Genomic DNA, 21,892 nt, shown 5'->3' on the forward strand with positions numbered 1-21,892 from the left:
GACCGGCCGATACGTTCAGAGGTCGAGGATCAGACGGGCGCTCGTGGCCCGGGAGACGCAGGGGAAGACGACGTCACCCGCGGCGCGCTCGTCGTCGTCGAGGATCGAGTCCCGGTGGTCGGGGGTACCGCCGAGCACCGCGGTCTCGCAGGTGCCGCAGGTGCCCTCCCGGCAGGAGGTCTCGACGGGGACGCCGGCCTCCTCGAGCGCCTCGACGACGCTCACGCCGGCCGGGACCGGCACCACCCGGCCCGACGACGCGAGTTCGACCTCGAAGCCCTCGTCACCCCCGACGCCGCCCGCCGGTTCCTGCCGGGTCCGCGGGGCGAAGCGCTCCACGTGCAGCGGACCGGCCCCGGGCCGCTCGGCGTGCCGCTCCTCGATCGCGTCGAGCAACGCCCCGGGGCCGCAGCAGTAGATCGCGGCTCCGGCGGGGGCCGAGGCGAGGATCCCGTCGAGGTCGAGCAGCCCGGACCGGTCCTGCGGGTGCAGCGTGACCCGCTCGCCGTAGCGGTCGGTGAGCTCGGAGGCGAACGCCATCCGGGACCGGGAACGCCCGCCGTAGACGAGTCGCCACGGCAGACCGCGGCGGTCGACCTCGGCGACCATCGGCAGGATCGGGGTGATCCCGATGCCGCCGGCGACGAACACGTAGGACTCGGCGGCGACCAGCGGGAAGTGGTTGCGGGGACCGCGGATCGCGACCTTGTCCCCGACGGCGATCCGGTCGTGGACCTCCCGGGACCCGCCGCGCCCGTCCTCCTCGCGGAGCACCGCGACCGTCCAGGTACCGCGGTCCTCGCGGGAGCCGCAGAGCGAGTACTGACGCACGAGCCCCGGCGACAGGACCAGGTCGACATGCGCCCCGGGCTCCCACGCGGGCAGCTCGCCACCCGCCGGGTCCGCCAGCTCCAGGGCGACCACGTCATCGGCGACCTCGGTCCTCGACCGGACTTCCAGGTCGAGTGTCTCCCCCGGGGTGCGCTCGCTCATGAGCAACCACCGCCTTTTCCGTCCACCCGTCACTCGGCGGGCAACACGAAAAACCTTAATGCTTTAGGCGTCGGGGGTCAAACGATGACGCAAAGGTGCTGCATACTTGACGGGTGCCCGTATTCAAGGCAGCTCCGCTGACCCGACGCTCGATCGCGCGCGCCGCCCTCGCCCTCGTGGACGAGGACGGCTACGAGGCATTCAGCATGCCCCGGCTCGCCGAACGCCTGGGTGTGCGCACGCCGTCGCTCTACCACCACTTCGACGACCGCGCCGGGCTGATGGCGGAGATCGCCCGCACCGTCGTGCGCGACACGCCGGTCCCCGACGTCGCCGTCGACGCCCCGTGGACGGAGTTCTTCGTCCTGCTCGCCCTCAACTTCCGCGCGACGATCCTGGCCCACCCGTCGGCGGCCCCCCTGCTCCTGCAGTTCCTCCCGCGCGAGGTGCTGGTCCGCAGCCACGAGGCGGCGGCCGAGCGGCTCCGGTCCTGCCCCATCCCGCTGGAGGACCACGTGCTGCTCCTCGACGGGCTGGAGAAGCTGACGCTGGGCAGCGCACTGACCGAGGCGGTGGGCGACCGGTCCCAGAGCGGCGACAACCCGTTCCCGATGGAGGACCCGGCGCTGACCCCACAGCTCGCACGGGCCGTCGATGCCCACTCCCTGAACCGCGCGGAGCTCTTCGTCGCCACGATCCGGGCATTCCTCGACGGCGTGGCACACCGTCACTGACACCGGCACCGGCGCTGACGCCGGGACTCGATGAGACATGTGACATAGTACGTCGCATGTCTCGTTCGGGACGCGGCGAGGACGCCGCGGGAGCCACCGGCCTGTACGACCTCTTCCGGCTGGACGGTCGCGTCGCGGTCGTCACCGGCGCCAGCTCCGGTCTCGGCGCCGGGTTCGCCGGTGCTCTGGCGGAGGCCGGCGCGGACGTGGTCCTGGTCGCCCGCCGCGCCGACCGGCTCGGTGAGGTCGGCGCCTCGGTCACCGCGCGGGGCCGCAGACACCTCGCGGTGCCTGCCGACGTGTCGGACGAGGACGCCTGCGAACGGGCGGTCGAGGCCGCGGTCGCGGAGTTCGGCCGGGTCGACGTCCTCGTCAACAACGCGGGGGTCTCGACCGTCGTCCCCGCGCTGCGGGAGGAGCCGGCCGGGTTCCGCCGAGTCCTCGAGACCAACCTGAACGGCGCCTACTGGATGGCCAGAGCGTGCGCCCGGCACATGCCCCCCGGCTCGGCGATCGTCAACGTCGCGAGCGCCCTCGGCCTGGTCGCCTCCCGGCTCCCCCAGGCCGCGTACTCGGCGAGCAAGGCGGGCCTGCTCGGGCTGACCCGCGACCTGTCCCAGCAGTGGGCCGGCCGCCGCGGCATCCGCGTCAACGCCCTGGCGCCGGGCTTCGTCCGGACCGAGATGACCGGGGAGATGCCCGACGACGTGCTCGACGGGTTCCTGTCCGGGCTCCCGCTGGCCCGGCTCGGCACCCAGCGCGAGCTGGACGCGGCGATGCTGTTCCTCGCGACGCCGGCATCCGGCTACGTCACCGGGGCCACGCTCGCCGTCGACGGCGGGATGAGCGGGCACTGACGGGCACCGGCCACATGGTCGCGGGCGACGACGACGTGTTCCGCCGCGACCTGCTCGACCTCCTCGACCGCCGGTGCCGGCGGACCTACTGAGTGGGTTCCTGCAGCACACCCGCCTCGAGCAGCTCCTCGATCTCGGCGGCGGACAGCCCCAGCAGCTCCCGGGCGATCTCCCGGGTGTGCTCCCCCTGCCGGGGCGCAGGAGCGAGCGCCGGCACCGGGAACGAGGAGAACCGCGCCGGGCCGGTGTTCGCCGGCAGCGCCACCGGCAGGTCCGGGTGCTCCATCGTCGAGAAGGCGCCCCGCGCGACGAGGTGCTCGTCGTCGGGCTCCTCGGGCAGGCGCACCATCGCCCCCGCCGGGACGCCCGCGGCCTGCAGGTCCCGCACGGCCTCCGCCGGTGACCGGGTCGCCACCCAGGACGCGACGGCCCGGTGCGCCGGACCGTCCGGGTCGCGACGCTGCGCCGGGGTGGACGCCCCCGACGCGTCTCCGCCGACCAGGGTGCGCAGGCGGTCCCAGTCCCGCCCGTCGCGGGCCTGGACGACCACCCACTCGTCGTCGCCGGCGCAGGCGAACACGCCCGTGAGATCGGCGCGGCCCGCCGTGGCACCGGCACCGCGCTCGACGGACTCGGCGGCGAGCACCGGGCCGAGCAGGGTCAGGGCGACGTCGGCCTGCGAGATCTCGATCGCCGCGCCCCGCCCGGTACGGTCGCGGCCGATCACCGCGGCCAGCGAGCAGAGCGCGGACACCGCTCCGGCGACGTGGTCGGGGAACACGGTCGCGCCGTCGCAGAACGCGTCGTCGCGCCCCGGGACCGCCCACAGCGAGGAGAGCCCGGTGGCGGCCCGGACCAGCGGCCCGTACCCCATCCGCCCGCTCCACGGCCCGGAGGCGCCGAAGGCGCTGCTGTCGCAGACGACCAGCCGCGGGGCGACCGCGCGCAGGTCCTCGGCACCGAGTCCGAGCTTCGCGAGCGTGCCCGGCCTGAAGTTGGCGAGCAGCACGTCGGCGTCGGCAGCCAGTGCGCGGAGTAGCTCACGCCCCCGAGCTGTGCGCAGGTCGAGCCCGATGCTGCGCTTGTTGCGCTGCCCCCAGGCGAACGCGGCGCTCATCCCCGCGCAGCGGCGGGACTGCCGGAGCCCGTCCGGGAACCCCGCGTTCTCGACCTTGATCACCTCGGCGCCCTGGTCGGCCCAGAGCCGTCCGGCCTCGGCGCCGGCCACGATGACCCCGAGGTCCAGCACCCGCAGGCCCGCGAGGGGACGCTCGGACGACGAGGGGTCCCGGGTGACGGGCGCCCGCTCCGGGAACGACGGGTGGCCGTCGACGATCGTGGCGACCGGGTCCTCGGCCGCGGCCCGGACCCCGTCCACGGTGGCGAAGCCCTGGGGGACGACCGCCTCCAGGTCCGGGGCGACCGCGACGGGCCGGAGCGCGCCGGTGATCCGGAAGTGGGCCTCCTCGATGGCCTCGGACGGGGCGAGGACACCGCCGACCGGGATCCCCCGCTCGGCGCCCTCGTCGACGAGCTCGGCGCGCTTGCGGCCCGCGAACAGCTCGGCGATCAGCGGGTGCAGCCGGTCGGCCGCCGCGAAGCGGGCCGGGATGGTGTCGTACCGCGGGTCGGCGAACTCCTCCGGCGACCCCAGCCACGCGAACATCGCACGCCACTGACGCGTGGCCAGCAGGCAGATGCGGACGTGGCCGTCGGCGCAGCGGAAGACCGGGTAGAAGGCCCGGGCGTCCGGCCGGTCCCGGGGGAAGTCCTCCGACCGGCCGGCGGCCGCCGATCCCTGGGTGCCGAACCCCGGGTCGAACCCGTGCACGACCGCCTCGTGGGCCGACACGTCGACCAGCTCGCCCCGCCCGGTCCGCGACGCGTGGACGTGGGCGACGAGGGCCGCCCATGCCGCCTGGACCGCGGCGGTCCCGTCGGCCAGGCCGGGCGGGGGCAGCAGCGGCGGCTCGCCCGGGAGCCCGGAGCGCGACAGCACCCCGCCCACGGCGGTGAGGACCGCGTCGGTGACGACCCGGTCCCGGTGGGGACCGGTCAGGCCGTACGGCGTCAGCGCGACGACGACGAGTCCGGGGAGCCGGCGGCGCAGCTCGTCCGGGTCCAGGAGCGCCGCGGCCGGCCCGTCGAGCACCACGATGTCGACCTCCGCGGCCGCGGCGAGCAGACGCTCCCGGTCCCCCTCCTCAGCCAGGTCCAGGCTCCACGGGGTCACACCGCGGCCACGCAGGACATACGGCAGGCCGACGCCGTGCAGGACGGGCTCCTCCGACCGCGACCGTGCCCCCGCGGGCGGCTCGACCCGGACCACGGCCGCACCGAGGTCGGCCAGCAGGGTGGCGCAGAGCCCGGCCGGGCCGTCGCACAGGTCGATCACGCGCAGCGCGGCGAGGGGGCGGGTCATGGGCGGGTCTCCTCGACTGTGGTTCCGGCGGGGGCGACGACGGGCAGACACTCGCCGAGCCCGGTGGTCTGCGGACCGGCGATCGCGGCGCCGGTCATCGGCCCTCCCAGCGCGGCTCGCGCTTCTCGGCGAACGCCGTGGCCCCCTCGCGGGCGTCCCGGCTGCCGAAGACCACCCGTACCGCCTCCCGGTTGACCGCCCACACCTCGGGCTCCCAGACCGATCCCCCGGCGTGGGTCGCGTGCACCACGTGCTTGCTCTGCCGGACGGCGAGCGGCGCGTTCGCCGCGATCGTCCCGGCGAGCTCCAGCGCGACGTCGAGGGCCGTCCCGGCCGGAGCGACCCGGTTGACCAGTCCCCACTCCCTGGCGGTGGCGGCGTCGACGGGCTCGCCGGTCAGCGTCATCTCCAGGGCGATCTTCAGCGGCACCTGCCGCTGGAGGCGGATCACCCCGCCTGCGGCGGCGAACAGGCCGCGGCGCACCTCGGGCAGGCCGAGCGTCGCGGTCTCGTCGATGACGGCGAGGTCGCAGGCCAGGACGATCTCCGTCCCACCACCGAGTGCGAACCCGTTGACGGCGGCGATCACCGGCGTGTCCACCCAGTGCTGGACGATCCCGGCGAAGCCCCACTCGGGGTGCCCCTGCGCGTCGATGCGGTGGCCGCGCGCCACCTCCTTCAGGTCGGCGCCCGCGCAGAACGCGCGGCCCTCGCCGGTGAGGACGATCGCGCGGACCGCCGGATCGGCGTTCGCGGCCTCGAGTGCCTCACCGGCGGCCTCGGACAGGGCCGCGTTCACGGCGTTCATGGCGTGCGGGCGGTTCAGCGTGACCACGGCGACGGCGCCGCGGGTCTCGTACCGGACCGCAGGACCGTCGGTCCTGCTGGTGGACGGCGCGGGCTGGGTCATGGCGGGGTTCCTCTCAGGCTGCCGGCGGCAGGTAGACCGAGCGCACCGACAGGTAGGGCGCCAGCCCCTCGGGGCCGAGCTCGCGGCCGAGGCCGCTGTCCTTGACGCCGCCGAACGGGGCGTTCGGGTCGAGCGCGTAGTGGTTGACGCCGACGGTCCCGCTCTCCACGCGGGCGGCCAGCGCGACGCCCCGCTCGGTGTCGGTGGTCCACACCGTGCCGCCGAGGCCGTAGGGCGAGTCGTTCGCGATCCGGACCGCGTCGTCGGTGTCGGCGTAGGGGATCACGCACAGCACCGGGCCGAAGATCTCCTCCCGGGCGATCGCGGCGGAGTTGTCGACACCGGCGACGACGGTGGGCTCGACGAACCACCCGCGCTCCAGACCGGCCGGCACTCCCCCGCCGGTGGTGATCCGGGCGCCCGCGGTGCGGCCGGCCTCCACCATGCCGAGCACCCGGCGCTGCTGGGCCTCGCTGACCAGGGGCCCGATCGCGGTGCCCCGGTCCAGCGGATCGCCGACCGGCAGCGCGCGGACGGTCTCGGTCACCAGCTCCAGCAGCTCGTCGTAGCGGGACCGGGGGACGAGGATCCGGGTGCACGCGTGACAGGTCTGACCGTTGTTGGCGAGCGAGACGGCCGGGAGCGAGCGGGCGAACAGGTCCAGGTCGGCGTCGTCGCACACGATCGAGGCGGACTTGCCCCCGAGCTCCAGCGTCACCGGCCGCAGCCGGCTGCCGCACTCGGCGCCGATGGCGCGCCCGGCGCCGGTGGAGCCGGTGAACGCGACCTTCGCGACGTCCGGCTCGGCGATCAGCGCGGCGCCCGTCTCCCGGCCGCCGGCCACGATCCCGAGCACCCCGGGCGGCAGACCGGCCGCGAGCGACGCTTCCGCGAACGCGACGGCGTCCAGCGTCGTCTCCGGGGCGGGCTTGAGCACGACCGGGCATCCCGCGGCCAGCGCCGGGCCGAGCTTCATGGCGGCCAGCGCCTGCGGGTAGTTCCACGGGGTGATCGCCGCGACCGTGCCGATCGGCAGCCTCCGGACGATCGACCGGGCGAGCGGCCCCGAGCGGTGGTCGTCCGGCAGGCCGTCGCGGATCAGTCCGGCGTAGTAGCCGAGGATCACCGCGGCGCCGTGCCCGTTCGCCGCCACGGACTGCCGGATGGGCATCCCGTTCTCCCGGGACACCTCGGTCGCCGTCACCCGGGCGCGGGCGGTCAGCGCCGCGGCGAACCGGTCCAGCACGTCGGCCCGCTCGGCGGGCGGTGTGGCCGCCCATCCGGCGCGGGCGCGTCCGGCCGCCGCCACCGCGCGGCTCACCTCGTCCGGGCCGGCCGGGACGACCTCACCGAGCGCCTCCCCGGTCGCGGCCTCGAGAACCGGCAGCGGGTCGGCGCCCCGGTCGGTCCAGGCACCGTCGACGAAGGATCCGATCCGTTCCATGCACACCCCTGTGGAGGACGGCGACCGACTGCCGGGCGCCACTCCCTAAAGACAATAGCCTAATTGTTTTAGTTTGTCGGCGACGAACGTCCGACCTCGCGACGAGCACGACGGCGCCGGGCCGTGGTCGCGCCGCGGCCCGGCGCCGTCGTCGGGAACCGGTTCAGACCGGGTTGAGCTCGGTCACCAGCCAGCGGTCACCGTCGCGCTCCATCGTCACCAGGACCCGCGACCCGGACAGCGTGGGCTGCTGCTGCCCCGCCCGGGTGGAGGTCTGGTTCAGGAACATCGTCAGCCGGACCCGGTCCGGCGAGGCCGGCTCGGCGACGCCCGCCGCGGCGACCGAGGTCTGCGTGACCAGCTGGTCGCGGTCCGACGCCGGGATGACGATGTCCCGGACCAGGCTCCGGTAGTCGTCCTTGAAGCGGCCGCCGACCTCGTTCAGGCGGGCGTCCAGGTCGGTCTTGATACTGCGGTGGTCGTAGGAGAGCAGGTTCGGGACCGACTCCTTCGCCACCGCCAGTGCGGTGTCCCCGGCGTCCGCGGCCTGCGTGGCGCGGACCTGCAGCACGGCGAACACGACGGCCAGGCCCAGGAGCGCGACCGCCGCGCCGGCGAGGACCCGGGTCGCGATCCGGGGACGGTCCCGCCACCAGCTCGCGAGGGCACGGGCGCCGCGGAGCGGCAGAGCGGCGGCGGCGGTCGCCGCGCGTCCGATCGGACGCAGCACGCGCCTCACGGCACGAACTCCACTCGTGCCACCAGCCAGTCGCCGTCCTTCTTCTGGAGCTCGGTCACCATCCGGTAGAACCGCGACTCACCGTTCGGGACGGTCCGGTTGTGCACCGTCGCCTTGACCGCGACGATGGCGCGGGCGGTGTCACCGTCGAGGCTCTCCAGCCCCGCGCCCGTCACCTCGCCCGTGGTGGCGACCTTCGACTCCTTCACCAGGGTGATGTAGGAGTCCAGGTTCTGGGCGAACAGCCCGCCGAAGTCTCCGGTGGCGCCGTCCAGCACGCGCCGGACGTCCTGCTCGGCGGTCTCGTAGTTGATCGAGGTCAGCTCGACGGCCGCCGCCTGGGCCTTCTCCAGCGCGGCGACCCGATCGGCCTGCGCCGCCCGGGTGCCGTTCCAGAGCACACCCGCGATCACCGCCAGGACCAGCGCCACGACGAAGCCGGCGAGGACCAGCCGTCGGACGAGGGGCCGGGGTCCGTCCTCGGCGGACCCCGCCTGCGGGTCGGTCTCGGGGGCGTCGTCCTGCTCCTCGCCCACCGCGACCGGCGGGGCCTCCGGGAGCGCGGCCTCGTCGACGGTCCGGGCCGGGGCCCCGGCGGCCTCGGCCACCGGGTCGTCGTCGGCCGGGGCCGCGGACTCCCTCCGGTCGAGGGAAGTGCTTCTCACCACGTCAGCTCCTCAGGTCAGCGGTACCGGACCGCCCCACCCCGGGGGTGGGTGGGACGGAGGGGGGCCGGTGCCGGTCGGGGGCGCCCACCCGGGGGCGGACGCCGACAGCGGGACGGCTCGGGAGACGGCCGTCACAACCGTGTCGATCGTGACATCTCACGTATTCTGTCTCACTCCCGGGGTCCTCCCCCGGGTCGCCGCAGGTCATGACGGCACCGGGGCCGGTGCCGGCGTCATCAGGCCTTCCAGGGTCATCCGGTCCTGCGGGGTGGCCGGTGAGCTCACCGCTCCGATGGCTCCGAGCGGCTCGAAGGCGGGCTCGTTGTTCAGTCCGGTCTCCGGACGCAGGGTCAGACGGCCGGCCGAGGTGGGGCTGAACCCGGAACCACGGCACTCGAAGATGGTCGCGGCGCGCCGCCCGGGGGGCGATCCGGGCTCGAAGCACGGCAGGTTGCGCGCGCTGCGAGCCAGCGTCGGGTCGTCCTGGGGCAGCTTGCAGTAGCTGTTCGCCGGCAGCGGGACGTCCCCGGTCTCCATCGCGTTGCGCGGGCCGCCCGGCTGACCCGCGGGTATCCAGCCCTCGACGCAGTTGGGCTGGTTCACGTTGGTCTCGAGGTTGAACCGGAAGATCCCGGGCTCGCTCTCCGGCGCGATGACCAGCGACGACGCCGTGAACATCGGGTACACGACGAGGATCTGCTCGATCGGCGCGTGGTAGGCCTCGGCGAGGCGGGTCAGCACCTCGGTCGTGCTCAGCAGCCGCGGGGTGCTGCGACTGAGGTCGGTGAGCAGGGAGTCGGCCTGCTGGGCGGCCCGGTTGCCGTCGGTCAGGACCGACCGCAGCGCCGCGTCGCTCTCGCGCAGCTGCCCGGTGAAGGACGCCAGGTTGCGTCCCCAGTTCCGGATGGAGTCGCTCGTCGCGAGCTGCGGATCGGCGAACCCCTCGAAGTCGTCGATGAGGTTCTCGGTGGCGGCGAAGTTCTGCTCGGTGCCGGCCTCCTCGACCAGGAGGCCGGTGTTGTCGATCAGCCGGCCCAGGTCGGGCCCGATGCCGCGGAAGGCGTCGGCGAACTCGGTCAGCACGGTCGTGAAGTTCTGCTGGTCGACCGAGGTCAACAGGTTGTCGGTCCCCTGCAGCACGCCGGCCGTCGGCACCGGGACCGAGGTCAGCGCCAGCGGGACGTGGTCGCCGTCGGCCATCGGGGCCGCCGCCGGGTCCTGGGGGACGAAGTCGACGAACTGCTCACCGATCGCGGAGACGCTGTGCACCTCGGCGCGGCTCCCGCTCGGCGGGACCCGGTCCTCGTCGATCGTCATCCGGATGCGGACGCCCTCGGGGTCCAGGTCGACGTCGGTGACCGTCCCGACCGTGACACCCCGGTAGGTGACGTTCGCGTTCGGGTAGAGGCCACCGGCCGCGGGCAGGGTCGCGGTCACCGCGATCCGGCCGATGCCGAGGACCTGGGGAACCCGGACGTAGTAGAAGACGATCAGCAGGGTGGCGACCAGGGTCAGCACGGTGAAGATCGCGATCTGGATCTTGACGTAGCGGGTGATCACGTCAGTTGCCTCCCGTCAGGCCGCCGAGCAGGCCGCCGGAGGGGGCCTCGGGCTGCTGCTGTTCCTGCTGCTGCTCGCGTTCGGTCTGCTCCGGCGGGGCCGGTCGTTCGAGGGTTCCCGACGGCGGGCCCGGGGGCGGCTGGTTGGGCACGGCTCCGCCGAGCAGGTCCAGGCCCGGCTCGCCGATCGGCGCGCCCGGTTCCGGTGGCAGCACGGGTGCGGTCAGCGGGTTCGCCGCCTCCAGGGCGTTGCCGCCCGCCTTCATGATCTCCTGCAGCCGGATCAGCTGGCCCTGCGCCGGCGTGCCGGTGAGGAAGTTCTGGTCCAGCGTCCCGAGCGTCAGGTCGAGGGTCAGCCAGAAGTTGATGTAGTCGCCCTGGAAGGTCTCGCCGAAGTTGCGCAGCGGGAAGATGATCGTCCCGAGCAGTCCGAGCGAGTCGGTCAGCGACCTGTCCGCGTCGGCCAGGCCCTGCAGCGCCGGCGTCAGGTTGTCGAGGTTGCGGGCCAGGTTGTCCGAGCTCTCGGCGACGACCGCGTCGGTCGCCTTCCCGAACTCACCGAGCGCCACGAGGCTGTCGGTGAGGTGGGCCCGCTCGCGGTTGAGCACGGCCAGGGCGGGCGGGATCGACTGCAGGGCTCCGTCGATCTTCTGGTCGCCCTCGGCGAACCGTGCCGCGAGCCGGTCGAGCCCGTCGATGGCCCGGGTGATGTCCTGCTTCTGGTCGTCGAGACCGCGGCTGAAGGTCTCCAGCTCGGTCAGCAGGCTGCGGAAGTCGTCCGTGCGCCCACCCAGGGCCTTGTTCAGCTCGCGGGTGATCGTCTTGATGTTCTGCAGGTTGCCGCCGTTGAGCAGCGTCGCGACCGAGGCGAGGACCTCCTCGGTCTCGGGGTACTTGCCCGCGCGCTCCAGGCCGATCCGGGCGCCGTCGGTGAGCCGTCCGACGGGTGCGTCGGTCGGCTCGTCCAGCTCGACGTACTTCGCACCGAGCAGCGAGGTCTGACCGACCTTCGCCGTGACGTTCGCGGGGAGCTGGACGTCGCCGTCCAGGGTGACAGTGACGACGGCGTTCCACCCGTCGAGCCGGACGTCGGAGATGTTGCCGACCGGCTGGTCCCCGACCCGCACGGGGTTGTTGGGGACGAGGTCGGCGACGTTGCGCATCTCGATCTCGACCGTGTAGGCCCCGTCGCCCACGCCCGGCACGCCCGGGAGCGTGAAGTCGTTGAGTCCACGGTAGTCACACGCGGTCAGCGACAGCGTGCAGCACAGCAGCGCGGCGATCGCGCCGGCGCGTCTCGTCCGTCGCATCAGTTGCCTCCCTGGGGAACGAGCAGGCCACCGAGGCCGGGCGCGTCGAGGTCCGGCGGGGCCTCGGGTCCCGGGGTCGGCTGCCGGTACGGCTCGTCGCGGGCCGGGCGGTTGTCGGTCGGTCCGCCGCCGCCGGGCACACCGATCGGGCTGATGCCGATCGGCGGCTGCTGGATGCGCAGGAGGTTCAACAGCGGGCCGAGGTTGCTCTTGCAGTAGTCGATGCCCTTGACCGGGTCCTGGGTGGCCGCGGTGAACGTCGAGCAGACGAAGTCGGCCGGGGTGTTCAGGTTGTCCACGACGAGCTTGCCGGACAGCGCGTGCGTCCGGGGGGACACGATGTTGAACAGGTTCATCAGGGTGCTGGGACCGACGTGCAGGATCGTCGCCAGGTCGTCGCGCGAGTTGGCGAGGGTCCGGGTCAGGTCCCCGATCTGCTCGACCGAGTCGTTCAGCACCGGGCCGTTGGTGGCGACGAACTCGTCCACCGACTTCGCGGCGCGGGAGATCCCGTCCAGGGCGGCGGACAGCTCGTCCTCGTTGTCGGTCAGGACCCCGGACACGGTGTCCAGGCGCTGGTTGAACTCGACGATCTGGCCGTCGACCTGCTTGAGGGCGGTCACGAACGCCTGGAGGTTGCGGATCGTGCCGAACAGGTCGCCGCGCCCCTCGGACAGGGTCTCGACCGCGGCCGAGGCCTGCCGGACCATCTCGTTGAACGCGGCGCCCTGGTGGCCGGCGGCGTTGGCCGCCGCCATGTCCAGGAACCGGGAGAGCGAGCCGTTCTGGTTCGCCTTGTCGGGCCCCAACGCCGTGCTGAGCTCGTTGAGCTGCTTCTTCAGGTCGTCGAACTCCAGCGGCGATGCGGTGCGCTCCACCGGGATCTCTCCGCCGTCGGGCAGCGTCGGCCCACCGGTGTAGGCCGGGGCGAGCTGCAGGAAGCGGGTCGAGACCAGCGTCGGGGAGACGACGGCGGCCTTGACGTCCGCGGGCAGCTCGTACTGCGAGTCGTAGGTGAACTCCATGCGGACCTTGTCGCCCGCCGGCTCGATCGAGACGATCTTCCCGACGTCGACGCCCTGGATCCGGACGCGGTCGTTCGGGTAGACGTTCTTGACCGAGGTGAAGTAGGCGACCCCGGTGCGGGACTGGCCGTTGATCAGGACGATCAGCCCGGCGACGGCGACCGCCGCGACCAGCCCGACGACGAGGACCCGCTGGACCAGCGATCCGGCTCGGATGCGCGACATCAGTTGCCTCCCGCGCCGATGAGACCGCCGACGGACGGCAGTGTGGGGGCGGCACCCTCGAGGGGCGTCGTGGGGACGGCGAGGCCGGGGACGAAGTCCGCCGCCGGGAACAGCGTGGGCCCGGCGTTGCCGAGGTCGCCGTGGCCGGCGAAGTACGGACCGCCGGCGAGGCCCTCACCGAGACCGGTGATGAAGCTGGAGACCCGCTGGATCGACGAGACGATGTTGCTTGCCCTCGTTGCGCTTCAGGATCGCCAGGACACCGTTCAGCTCGTTCAGGGCCGGGGCCAGCCGGTTGCGCTGGTCGTCGACGAGACCGTTGATCTGGTCCGTGGCGCGTCGCGTCGTCACCAGGAGCTCGCCGATGACCTCCCGGCGCGCCTCCAGCTCGCCGAGCAGCTTGTTGCCGTCGATGAGCAGGGTGCTGAGCTTGGCCGTCTGCCGGTTCAGCACCCCGGTCACGGACTCGGCGCGCTGGAGCAGGTCGCCGATGGCCGCGTCGCGGCTGGCGATCGTGCGGGACAGCCGGGTGATGCCCTCGAAGGCGGGCCCGATGTCGTCCGGGGTGTTCGCGAAGGCGTCGGTGAAGGTGTCCAGCGCCGCGCTGACCTGCTTCATGTCGATCTCGCCCGTGCGCCGGGTGAGGTCCTCGATCCCCTGGGTGATGCTGTAGGGAGCCGTGGTCCGGGCCAGCGGGATCACGTCGTCGGGCAGCGGTGCGCGGCCGTCGGGACGGATCTCGAGGTTGCGCTCGCCCAGGAGGGTCTGGGTGCCGATGGAGGCCGAGGTCAGGTCGTTCAGGCGAACGTCCTTGACCGTGAAGTCGACGACGACGTCGGCGCCGTCCAGCGTCACGCTCCGGACCTGGCCGACCTCGGTGCCGGCGATCCGCACGGTGTTGCCGGCCTGCAGCCCGCCCGCCTCGGTGAACCGTGCCTCGTAGCGCTTGCCCGCGAACACCTCCAGCTCGGCCAGCTGGAACGAGGCGACCATCAGGACCCCCAGGATCGCGAGGCCCGCGAGCGCGATGGTCACCGGGTTCTTCTCCCGGAATCTCAGCTTCATCGCCCGCCTCCGGACGTGTCGTCGGTGCGGATGATCTGGTCGGGGACCTGGCCCTGGTCCGCGGCGTCCTGCTGCGGGATCGGGTTCGCCTCGCGCTGTTCCGGCGTCTCCAGCGGGGAGTTGCCGAACTTGCAGCGGTCGACGTTGTCGGCCGGGCCGAGCCAGGGCGAGTAGACCGGGTCACCGGTCGGTCCGGTCGTCTTCACCCGGAGCGAGCAGATGAACAGGTTGTAGGTCGCGCCACGGGAGCCGAGGCGGCTGACCCGCAGGTAGGCACCCGGCAGCAGGGACAGGTTCTCGTCGATGGCGGCCTCGCCGGCCTTCGCCTGCTTCGCCACGCGGTCGAGCTGGTCAACCGTGCCCTTCAGCGGCCCGCGGACCTTGCCCAGGAGCTGGTCGACGCTGCTGGTCAGGCGGTTCACGCCGTCGAGCGAGTCACCGATCCGCTGCCGGTCGCCGGCCAGGCCGGAGGTCAGCTGCTGGAGCTCGGTGATCGTCGACTCGAGCTCGGGGGCGCGCTTGTCGAGGGTGCCGAGCACGGTGTTGAGGTTGTCGACGACCGACCCGATCACCGCGTCCTTGTCGGCGAGGGTGTTGGTCAGCGACCCGACCCTGCTCAGCAGGGACTCGATCGTGCCGCCCTGCCCCTGGAACACCGAGATGAGGTCGGAGCTGAGCTGGTTGATCTGGTCCGGGGCCAGCCCCTCGAACAGCGGGGAGAAACCCGCGAGGAGTACGTCCAGGTTGAGCGCCGGTCGGGTCTGGGCGACCGGGATGACCGCGTCCTCGGCGAGGACGCCGTTCCCGGCCGGGCCCCGCGCGACCTCGAGGTAGCGGTCGCCGGTCAGGTTCAGGTACCGGACCGCCAGCTGCGTGTCGGCCGGCAGCTCGCGGGTCGCGTCGACGGTGAAGGTGACCTTCCCGAGGGTGGAGTCGACGACGGACACGTCGGAGACCGCGCCGACCTCGACCCCGGCGATCCGCACCGAGTCCCCCGCCTTGACCCCGGAGGTGTCGGTGAAGATCCCGGAGTAGGAGCGCTGGGCACCGAAGCCCGTACCGCCGGCACCCATCTGGATGCTGACGATGACGAGCACGAACATCGTCACGACGACGAACGCCGTCGTCTTGATCAGCGGCCCGGTGATGTTCTGGGCCTTGGAGATCTCGCTCATCGGCCGCCCTCCCCGCCGAACAGGCCACCGAGGAAGCCGCCGCTCTCGCGGGGCGCCGCCGGCGGTGCGGACTCCGTGCCGGGCGCGGCCGGCACGGGCGCCGCGGGATCGACCGGGGCGGGCGCGGGCTGCCCACCCGGGACGGAACGGACCTGCTCGCCCGGGAGCCCGAGCTCCTGGCCGGCGCCGGCGAACGGGCCGAACAGCTGGGTGACCAGGGGCGGGTCACCGATGCGCAGGGTGTTGTCGCCGTCGGGGTTGGGCTCGCCGCCCTTGTCGACGTTCTTCATGAGGGACTCCGGGAACACGCTCCCGTCGAGGTCCGGCATGCCGTGGCAGTCCGGGCCGTTGTCGGCACCGACGACGGGTGGGCTCGTGTAGGGGGTGTCGCCGGGTTCGAGGGTCACCAGACCCACGAAGCCGGGCACCGTGTTGCCCTGCTGCTGTTCCAGCTGCTGCCGGGACTTGTCGAGGCCCTTGAGCCAGCAGGCGAACATCGGGGAGTAGTCGCGCAGCAGCTCGGTGGTCGGCAGGGCGGTCTGCGTGACGTTCCGGATGCCGTCCCGGTTCTGGAGGAAGAACGCCTCACCGGTCCGGGACACCCTGGAGATCTGGAACAGGAAGCTCTCCAGGTCGGCCTGCTGCTCGACGATGGTCCGACTCGTCACCGCGCCGTTGTCGAGGACCGTCACCAGATCACCGGCGACGTCGCCGTAGAGGTTCGCCAGGTCGGCGCCCTTGCGGAAGTCGGTCTGCAGCTGCGGGAGGTTCGCGTTGAACCGCTTGAGGTACGCGGCCAGCTGCGAGGCGGTCTCACCGACCTGCTCGCCGCGGCCGTCGAGGGCGGTCGCCAGGTTCCCGATGACCTCGCTGACCTCGCGCGGCCCGAGGGTGTCGAGGATCCTGTCGAGGGAGTCGAACAGGGTGTTGACCTCGACGGTCACCGAGTCGGTGGCGATCTGGTCGCCGGCGGCCAGCATCCGGCCGGACGGCGTCGCGGGCATCGTGAGCTGGACGGTCTTCGCACCGAAGGCCGTCAGCTGGTCGAGGGAGACCCGGGCGTCGGCCGGCACCTGGCCGATGCGGTCGGCGTCCATGTCCAGGACGATGTCGACCGCGCCGCGGTCGCCGTCGGCCAGCGAGACCGAGCCGACCTTCCCGACGTCGACGCCCTTGAGCTGGACGCGGTTGCCCGGGTACATCTGCAGGCCCGAGCGGTCGGCCTTCAGGGTGACCGGCACCGTGTCGGCGAAGGCGTTGAGGTACATGGCGGTGCACAGGCTCAGGAAGCCGAGCACCACACCGATGAGGATCAGCGCGTAGACGCGGTACTTGAACCGCGTGAAGAAGGAGTCGTTCACCTGGTCATCCCGTGATGCGGAAGGCGTCGGAGTCGGCGTAGAGCGCCATGGAGATCGCCAGCTCGGCCGCCAGGACCGCGATCAACGACGTCCGGACCGCCTTGCCGACGGCCAGGCCGACACCGGCCGGGCCGCCCGAGGCCGTGTAGCCGTAGTAGGTGTGGATCGAGATCACGACGACGGCGATTCCGATCGCCTGGGCGAAGGAGTAGAGGACGTCCTGCCACTGCATGAACGTCTGCATGTAGTGGTCGAAGGTCCCCTCGGAGAGCCCGAAGAAGCCGACCTGTGTCGTCTTCCAGCCCACCCAGGCGCCGACCATCGCCATCGCGAAGATCGGGATGATCGTGATCATGCCGGCGACCAGCCGGGTGGTGACCAGGTAGGGCAGCGACCGCACGCCCATCACCTCCAGCGCGTCGATCTCCTCGGAGACGCGCATGGCACCGAGCTGGGCGGTGAAGCCGCTGCCGACCGTGGCCGCCAGTGCGGCCCCGGCGATGATCGGCACCAGGAGGCGGGGGTTGATGATCGCCGATGCGAAGCCGCCGAGGGCCTCGAGCTGGAGGTTCGCGAGCGCGTCGTAGCTCTGCAGGCCGCCGGTGACCCCGGCGAACAGGGTGATGAAGAAGGTGATCACCGAGGAGCCACCGATGACCGCGAGGGCACCGGTGCTCATCCCCACCTCGGCGATGAGCCGTACCTGCTCGGTCTTGTAGCTCTTCACCGCCTTGGGGATCCAGATGACGCCCTTGCCGTAGAACTCGGCCTGCCGTCCCAGGTCGTCGAGCAGCCGCAGCGGGGCCCCGAGGGCGTTGCGTACGGAGGAGAGCATGGCCAACGTCCTCACACCAGTCCGAGCGAGTAGGGGATCTGCGTCAGCAGGATGTTGATCGGGAACAACGCGAGGAACGTGTAGACGACGGTCTCGTTCACGGCGTTGCCCACGCCGCGCGGACCCGCCTTGCAGGTCATCCCCCGGTAGCAGCCGATGAGCGCGCCGACGACGCCGAACACGACCGCGCGGAGCTCGCCGTGCACCAGGTCGTCGAAACCGACCAGCAGGGTCAGCGAGTCGATGTACTGGCCGGGGCTCGCGTCCTGCAGGTAGACCGCGAAGAAGTAGCCGCCGGCCAGGCCGATGAGGATCATGACCCCGTTCAGCAGGAAGGCGTTGACCGCGGTCGCCAGGACCCGGGGCACCACCAGTCGCTGGACGACGTCGATGCCGAGCACCTCCATCGCGTCCAGCTCCTCGCGGATCCGGCGGGCACCGATGTCGGCGCAGATCGCGGTCGAGCTGGCGCCGGCGATGATGAAGGTCGTCGCGACCGGCCCGATCTGCGTGACGGTGGCGAAGGCCGAGCCCGAGCCGCTCAGGTCGATCGCGCCGATCTCGACCAGCACGAGGTTGAACTGGAACGTCACCAGGGCGACGAACGGGATGCCCAGCAGGATCGCCGGGCCGAGGGACACGCTGGCGACGAACCAGGTCTGCTGGACGAACTCCCGCCATTGGAACGGCCGCTTGAACATGGCGACGAACGTGTCGGCCGTGAAGGCGAAGAACGTGCCGAGCGGCGCCACGCTGCGGGCGACGAGTGGCGGTGTGGGCATCACGCCTCCCCGGACGGGGAGGCGGCGCAGGTCACGACGTCGGGCTGCATCGGGGGCCTCTGCTCTGAGACGACGGTGGTGGGAAGCGACCGGTCCACAGCAGTGCGGGGAGCACGGAACCGGGTCAGCGGGTGAAACGAGCGTCAATGATACAAGTTTCGTTCTCTGTCTCATCTATCACCTGAACGGAGTAGCTTGAGGCGACTTCGTCACCCGAACGAGACACTTCTGGTGAGACACTCGACAGAACTTGTGTCGTTGTCCCAGTATCGGAACCGCCGCACCCGCGGGGGGCGACACGAGGAGGTGCGCCGTGAAGGGCGTCGAGGTCAAGGTCGAGGGTCTGACGAAGTCGTTCGGCCGGGCGAACATCTGGTCCGACGTGACACTCACGCTGCCGGCGGGTGAGGTCTCGGTACTGCTGGGGCCGTCCGGAACCGGTAAGTCGGTGTTCCTCAAGTCGCTGATCGGCCTGCTCAAGCCGGAACGCGGTTCGATCGTCATCCACGACACGGACCTCGTCCGCTGCTCGGAGAACCGGCTCTACGACATCCGCAAGCTCTTCGGCGTCCTGTTCCAGGACGGCGCGTTGTTCGGGTCGATGAACCTGTTCGACAACATCGCCTTCCCGCTGCGCGAGCACACCAGGAAGTCCGAGGCGCAGATCCGCGACATCGTCCTCGACAAGATGGAGCTGGTCGGTCTCCGCGGCGACGAGGGCAAGCTGCCCGGCGAGATCTCCGGGGGCATGCGCAAGCGCGCCGGGCTCGCCCGTGCGCTCGTCCTCGACCCGGAGATCATCCTGTTCGACGAGCCGGACTCCGGTCTCGACCCGGTCCGGACCGCCTACCTGAACCAGCTGATCATCGACCTCAACGCGCAGACCGACTCGACCTTCCTGATCGTCACGCACGACATCAACACCGCCCAGACCGTGCCGGACAACATCGGCCTGCTGTACCGCAAGCACCTGGCGATGTTCGGGCCGCGCGAGCAGCTGCTGACCTCCGAGGAGCCGGTGGTCGCGCAGTTCCTGAACGGCCGTCGTCAGGGACCGATCGGCATGTCCGAGGAGAAGGACGCGGCCCAGGCCGCCCGCGAGCTGGAGGAGGCCGGCGAGCTCCAGGGGCTCCCTCCGCTGAAGCCGCAGCTGACCACCTCACCCGGCGTACCGGAGCGCAAGGCCGTCGCCCGTCGCCGTCGGCGGGTCGCGGACATGATGCACACCCTCGGCCCGGCCGCTCAGGAGGCGATCCACGCCGCGACGGCGGCGCCGGCCGCCACCGCGCAGCTACCGGGAGGCCGTCACGGCTGGCGTGACGCCGAGCAGACCGCCGAGATGCCGCGCGTGCGATGAGCGCCGACGAGGACCCCTGTGCCGGACGGTCGCCGGGGAGATGAACGATCCGCGGGCCGCGCCACCGGCAAGGGCGTCACACCGTCAGCTGCGGTCCCGATGGTGCGCGACCATGGTGCGGACCATCTCCACCGCGGCGAGCACGGCGTCCACCGGTGGCGCGTCGTCACCGGGCGACCGGCGCGCGGCGCGCGCGAAGAGACCGTCGACGACGAGCCGAACCTGCTCGGCCAGGACCGGGCCGCCCACCGGACCGGCGAGCTCCCGCGCCGCCCGGTCCACCTCTGCGCGGGACTCGCGCAACCGGCGCCGGGCGAGGGCGCTCGGCCCGCTCCCGGCTCCGGCCCCGTCGCCCGAGCCGGGGAACTCCACCAGATAGTTGCGGAGGGGACACCCCCGTCCGCCCTCCCGCAGGACCCGTTGGCCGACGTGTGTCACCGCCGCGACGATGCGATCCCCGGGGTCCCCGCCGGCCTCCCGCAGGGCGCGGTCGGCTGACGCGGCCAACGCCGTCGACCAGCGCTCCAGGTAGGCCTCGACGAGGTCGTCCTTGGTGGCGAAGTGACCGTAGAGCCCGCTCTTGCCGGTGCCCGCCTCGTCGATGATCTCCTGCATGCCGACGGCACGCACGCCACGGGCGTAGAACAGACGCCCCGCCGCGCCCAGGATCCGTTCCCGGACGTCCGGCTTCGCTGTGACGTCCGGCTTCGCTGTGCCGACCACGGGCACTCCTTCCGATCCACCCCATCCTACAGACCGCTCAGTCCGGCTGCCTGCCTACCGCTCAGCCGTTGTGAGCAGCTCCTTCGCATTCAGTACTTGACGAACGGTGTCGACATCGCGTTGTCTCGGACCGATCGGTCCGGCCGGATGACACCGCACCGGGCGCACGAACGTCACCGGACGGCTCGTCGCCCGTGGAGGCCGGCTCGCCGGCATCCGGTTCTCCTGCCCCCGGTCCGGAAGGACGGCCCATGCCCGCAACCTCGGCGAGCCCCGCTCCCACCACGGTGCTGCTGGTCACCTCGGCGGCGGCGTTCCTGTCGAGCCTCGACCTGTTCATCGTCAACATCGCGTTCCCGGCGATCCGGGCGGACTTCCCCGGATCGGACCTGGGCCAGCTGTCGTGGGTGCTGAACGGCTACACCGTCGTCTTCGCCGCCTTCCTGGCGCTCGCCGGGCGCCTGGCCGACCGGTTCGGCCACCGCAGGCTGTTCCTGGTGGGGCTGGCGGTGTTCACCGTGGCCTCGGCGCTGTGCGCGGTCGCCCCGACGGTGTGGGCGCTGGTCGCCGCACGGGCCGTCCAGGCCGTCGGGGCGGCGATGGTCATGCCGACCTCGCTGTCGCTGCTGCTCGCCGCCTACCCGCCGGAACGGCGGCCGCACGCGGTCGGCGCCTGGGCCTCGATCGGCGCCGTGGCCGCCGCGCTGGGACCGCCGGTGGGCGGCCTGCTGGTCGAGCTCTCCTGGCACTGGGTGTTCCTGGTCAACGTCCCCGTCGGCGTCGTCGCGCTGCTCGTGGGACTGCGGGTGCTGGTCGAGCCCGGTACCGCACGAGTGGGGGTCCCGGACCTGCTCGGCGCGACCGGACTCGTCGTCGGCGTCGGCGCGCTGGCCTACGCGCTGGTCCGCGCCCCGGACGACGGGTGGGTGTCGGTGCCGGTCCTGTCCGGGATCGCCCTGGCCGTCGCCGGCCTCACCTGGGTGGTCCTGCGCTCGCGGCGGCACCCGGTCCCGGCCCTCGAACTCGACGTGCTCCGGGTCCCGGTCGTGGCGACCGCCGCGCTGACGATGACCGCGTTCACCACGGCGTTCGCCGGGATGCTGGTCGTCAACGTCCTCTTCCTGACCGGCACCTGGGGCTGGTCCGCGGCGCTCGCCGGCTTCGGACTGGCACCCGGCCCGCTCGTGGTCGTCGTGGTGTCCCGCTTCAGCGGCCGACTCGCCACACGGTTCGGGTCCGGCCCGGTGGCGCTCGCCGGGACCGTCGCGTTCGCCGCGGGTCCGACCTGGTGGCTACTCCGGCTGGGGACCGAGCAGGGCTACTGGGCCGGGGTCCTGCCCGGTCAGGTGTTCACCGGGCTCGGCGTCGGGCTCATCCTGCCCACCTTGTCCGCGCTCGTGGGATCGGCGCTGCCCGCCCACCAGTGGGGCTCCGGCTCGTCCCTCATCAACACCGCCCGCCAGGGCGGCTCCGTGCTCGGGGTCGCACTGCTGGTGTCGGTCGTCGGGACCCACACGACCGGGCTGCCCGAGGAGCTGGGTGCGCTCCGAGGGGGGTGGGTCCTGCTGGTGGCCTCCGCCCTGGTCGCGGCGGTCTTCGCCACGGCCCTCACGGTCGTCGAGCGGCGGCGGGACACACCGGCCGGCCGGCCGGCGTCGGCACCGGCGACCTGACCCCGACCATCCCCGTCCGACCGAGCGGAGGCTCA

At 72.5% G+C, this 21,892-nt stretch carries 19 protein-coding genes; 4 read left to right on the forward strand and 15 right to left on the reverse strand.

Annotated elements, in window-relative coordinates; genetic code table 11:
* Positions 1-15: 15 nt before the first annotated feature.
* A complete protein-coding gene (locus Ae505Ps2_RS27890) occupies positions 16-993 on the reverse strand; it encodes a PDR/VanB family oxidoreductase (RefSeq protein WP_075554141.1) in 978 nt (325 codons plus the stop codon).
* A 113-nt stretch (positions 994-1,106) separates the two neighbouring features.
* Between Ae505Ps2_RS27890 and Ae505Ps2_RS27895 the strand changes: the two genes are divergently transcribed.
* Positions 1,107-1,727 (forward strand): TetR family transcriptional regulator, encoded by a 621-nt coding sequence (locus tag Ae505Ps2_RS27895; RefSeq protein WP_075310894.1) that lies wholly within the window; start codon positions 1,107-1,109, stop codon positions 1,725-1,727.
* A 56-nt stretch (positions 1,728-1,783) separates the two neighbouring features.
* Positions 1,784-2,584 carry a glucose 1-dehydrogenase gene (locus tag Ae505Ps2_RS27900; protein WP_075310892.1) on the forward strand — a complete coding sequence of 267 codons (801 nt, stop codon included), beginning with the start codon at positions 1,784-1,786 and terminating at the stop codon, positions 2,582-2,584.
* Between the two features lie 85 nt (positions 2,585-2,669).
* Here Ae505Ps2_RS27900 and Ae505Ps2_RS27905 read toward each other — a convergent pair whose 3' ends face one another.
* From Ae505Ps2_RS27905 to Ae505Ps2_RS27965, 13 genes are all read right to left on the reverse strand, one after another.
* Positions 2,670-5,006 carry a CoA transferase gene (locus Ae505Ps2_RS27905; protein WP_075554142.1) on the reverse strand — a complete coding sequence of 779 codons (2,337 nt, stop codon included), beginning with the start codon at positions 5,004-5,006 and terminating at the stop codon, positions 2,670-2,672.
* 94 nt (positions 5,007-5,100) lie between these two features.
* The gene (locus Ae505Ps2_RS27910; RefSeq protein ID WP_075333695.1) at positions 5,101-5,916 is read right to left on the reverse strand and encodes a crotonase/enoyl-CoA hydratase family protein; all 816 of its coding nucleotides are present in this window, start codon (positions 5,914-5,916) and stop codon (positions 5,101-5,103) included.
* Positions 5,917-5,929: 13 nt separating this feature from the next.
* Positions 5,930-7,360, reverse strand: a complete 1,431-nt coding sequence (locus tag Ae505Ps2_RS27915) for an aldehyde dehydrogenase (protein ID WP_020621821.1) — start codon at positions 7,358-7,360, stop codon at positions 5,930-5,932.
* A gap of 163 nt (positions 7,361-7,523) precedes the next feature.
* Positions 7,524-8,090 carry a hypothetical protein gene (locus tag Ae505Ps2_RS27920; protein ID WP_075310886.1) on the reverse strand — a complete coding sequence of 189 codons (567 nt, stop codon included), beginning with the start codon at positions 8,088-8,090 and terminating at the stop codon, positions 7,524-7,526.
* Positions 8,091-8,095: 5 nt separating this feature from the next.
* Entirely contained in the window at positions 8,096-8,764 is a 669-nt protein-coding gene (locus Ae505Ps2_RS27925) for a hypothetical protein (RefSeq protein ID WP_139318961.1), read from the reverse strand.
* Between the two features lie 207 nt (positions 8,765-8,971).
* Entirely contained in the window at positions 8,972-10,327 is a 1,356-nt protein-coding gene (locus tag Ae505Ps2_RS27930) for an MlaD family protein (protein WP_075310884.1), read from the reverse strand.
* A gap of 1 nt (position 10,328) precedes the next feature.
* A complete protein-coding gene (locus tag Ae505Ps2_RS27935) occupies positions 10,329-11,636 on the reverse strand; it encodes an MCE family protein (protein WP_075310882.1) in 1,308 nt (435 codons plus the stop codon).
* Entirely contained in the window at positions 11,636-12,886 is a 1,251-nt protein-coding gene (locus Ae505Ps2_RS27940) for an MCE family protein (protein ID WP_020621826.1), read from the reverse strand. Before Ae505Ps2_RS27940 ends, Ae505Ps2_RS27935 begins: the two co-directional genes overlap by 1 nt.
* 174 nt (positions 12,887-13,060) lie before the next feature.
* The gene (locus Ae505Ps2_RS27945) at positions 13,061-13,951 is read right to left on the reverse strand and encodes an MCE family protein (protein ID WP_075554143.1); all 891 of its coding nucleotides are present in this window, start codon (positions 13,949-13,951) and stop codon (positions 13,061-13,063) included.
* Positions 13,948-15,126: an MCE family protein gene (locus Ae505Ps2_RS27950; protein WP_020621828.1), complete on the reverse strand. Its 1,179-nt coding sequence runs from the start codon at positions 15,124-15,126 to the stop codon at positions 13,948-13,950. Before Ae505Ps2_RS27950 ends, Ae505Ps2_RS27945 begins: the two co-directional genes overlap by 4 nt.
* Entirely contained in the window at positions 15,123-16,487 is a 1,365-nt protein-coding gene (locus tag Ae505Ps2_RS27955) for an MCE family protein (protein WP_020621829.1), read from the reverse strand. The genes Ae505Ps2_RS27950 and Ae505Ps2_RS27955 overlap by 4 nt, the downstream gene beginning before the upstream one ends.
* 4 nt (positions 16,488-16,491) lie before the next feature.
* Positions 16,492-17,322, reverse strand: a complete 831-nt coding sequence (locus tag Ae505Ps2_RS27960) for an ABC transporter permease (protein WP_020621830.1) — start codon at positions 17,320-17,322, stop codon at positions 16,492-16,494.
* 11 nt (positions 17,323-17,333) lie between these two features.
* Positions 17,334-18,104 carry an ABC transporter permease gene (locus tag Ae505Ps2_RS27965; protein ID WP_020621831.1) on the reverse strand — a complete coding sequence of 257 codons (771 nt, stop codon included), beginning with the start codon at positions 18,102-18,104 and terminating at the stop codon, positions 17,334-17,336.
* Between the two features lie 313 nt (positions 18,105-18,417).
* Here Ae505Ps2_RS27965 and Ae505Ps2_RS27970 point away from each other — a divergent pair, with 313 nt between their 5' ends.
* Positions 18,418-19,461, forward strand: a complete 1,044-nt coding sequence (locus Ae505Ps2_RS27970; protein ID WP_083695163.1) for an ATP-binding cassette domain-containing protein — start codon at positions 18,418-18,420, stop codon at positions 19,459-19,461.
* An 84-nt stretch (positions 19,462-19,545) separates the two neighbouring features.
* Here Ae505Ps2_RS27970 and Ae505Ps2_RS27975 read toward each other — a convergent pair whose 3' ends face one another.
* Positions 19,546-20,184 (reverse strand): TetR/AcrR family transcriptional regulator, encoded by a 639-nt coding sequence (locus Ae505Ps2_RS27975; protein ID WP_075554144.1) that lies wholly within the window; start codon positions 20,182-20,184, stop codon positions 19,546-19,548.
* 251 nt (positions 20,185-20,435) lie between these two features.
* On the opposite strand from Ae505Ps2_RS27975, the gene Ae505Ps2_RS27980 reads away from it, so the two are divergent.
* Positions 20,436-21,857 (forward strand): DHA2 family efflux MFS transporter permease subunit, encoded by a 1,422-nt coding sequence (locus tag Ae505Ps2_RS27980; RefSeq protein WP_020621835.1) that lies wholly within the window; start codon positions 20,436-20,438, stop codon positions 21,855-21,857.
* Positions 21,858-21,892: the final 35 nt, after the last annotated feature.

It is taken from the genome of Pseudonocardia sp. Ae505_Ps2 (genome assembly GCF_001932425.1).
GTDB lineage: Bacteria > Actinomycetota > Actinomycetes > Mycobacteriales > Pseudonocardiaceae > Pseudonocardia.

Coding starts and splice junctions, on each gene's coding strand:
- Ae505Ps2_RS27910 (WP_075333695.1), bottom strand. CDS start 5,916: ATGACCCAGCCCGCGCCGTCCACCAGCAGGACCGACGGTCCTGCGGTC.
- Ae505Ps2_RS27935 (WP_075310882.1), bottom strand. CDS start 11,636: ATGCGACGGACGAGACGCGCCGGCGCGATCGCCGCGCTGCTGTGCTGC.
- Ae505Ps2_RS27960 (WP_020621830.1), bottom strand. CDS start 17,322: ATGCTCTCCTCCGTACGCAACGCCCTCGGGGCCCCGCTGCGGCTGCTC.
- Ae505Ps2_RS27905 (WP_075554142.1), bottom strand. CDS start 5,006: ATGACCCGCCCCCTCGCCGCGCTGCGCGTGATCGACCTGTGCGACGGC.
- Ae505Ps2_RS27890 (WP_075554141.1), bottom strand. CDS start 993: ATGAGCGAGCGCACCCCGGGGGAGACACTCGACCTGGAAGTCCGGTCG.
- Ae505Ps2_RS27915 (WP_020621821.1), bottom strand. CDS start 7,360: ATGGAACGGATCGGATCCTTCGTCGACGGTGCCTGGACCGACCGGGGC.
- Ae505Ps2_RS27980 (WP_020621835.1), top strand. CDS start 20,436: ATGCCCGCAACCTCGGCGAGCCCCGCTCCCACCACGGTGCTGCTGGTC.
- Ae505Ps2_RS27950 (WP_020621828.1), bottom strand. CDS start 15,126: ATGAGCGAGATCTCCAAGGCCCAGAACATCACCGGGCCGCTGATCAAG.
- Ae505Ps2_RS27940 (WP_020621826.1), bottom strand. CDS start 12,886: ATGTCGCGCATCCGAGCCGGATCGCTGGTCCAGCGGGTCCTCGTCGTC.
- Ae505Ps2_RS27965 (WP_020621831.1), bottom strand. CDS start 18,104: ATGCCCACACCGCCACTCGTCGCCCGCAGCGTGGCGCCGCTCGGCACG.
- Ae505Ps2_RS27945 (WP_075554143.1), bottom strand. CDS start 13,951: ATGAAGCTGAGATTCCGGGAGAAGAACCCGGTGACCATCGCGCTCGCG.
- Ae505Ps2_RS27900 (WP_075310892.1), top strand. CDS start 1,784: ATGTCTCGTTCGGGACGCGGCGAGGACGCCGCGGGAGCCACCGGCCTG.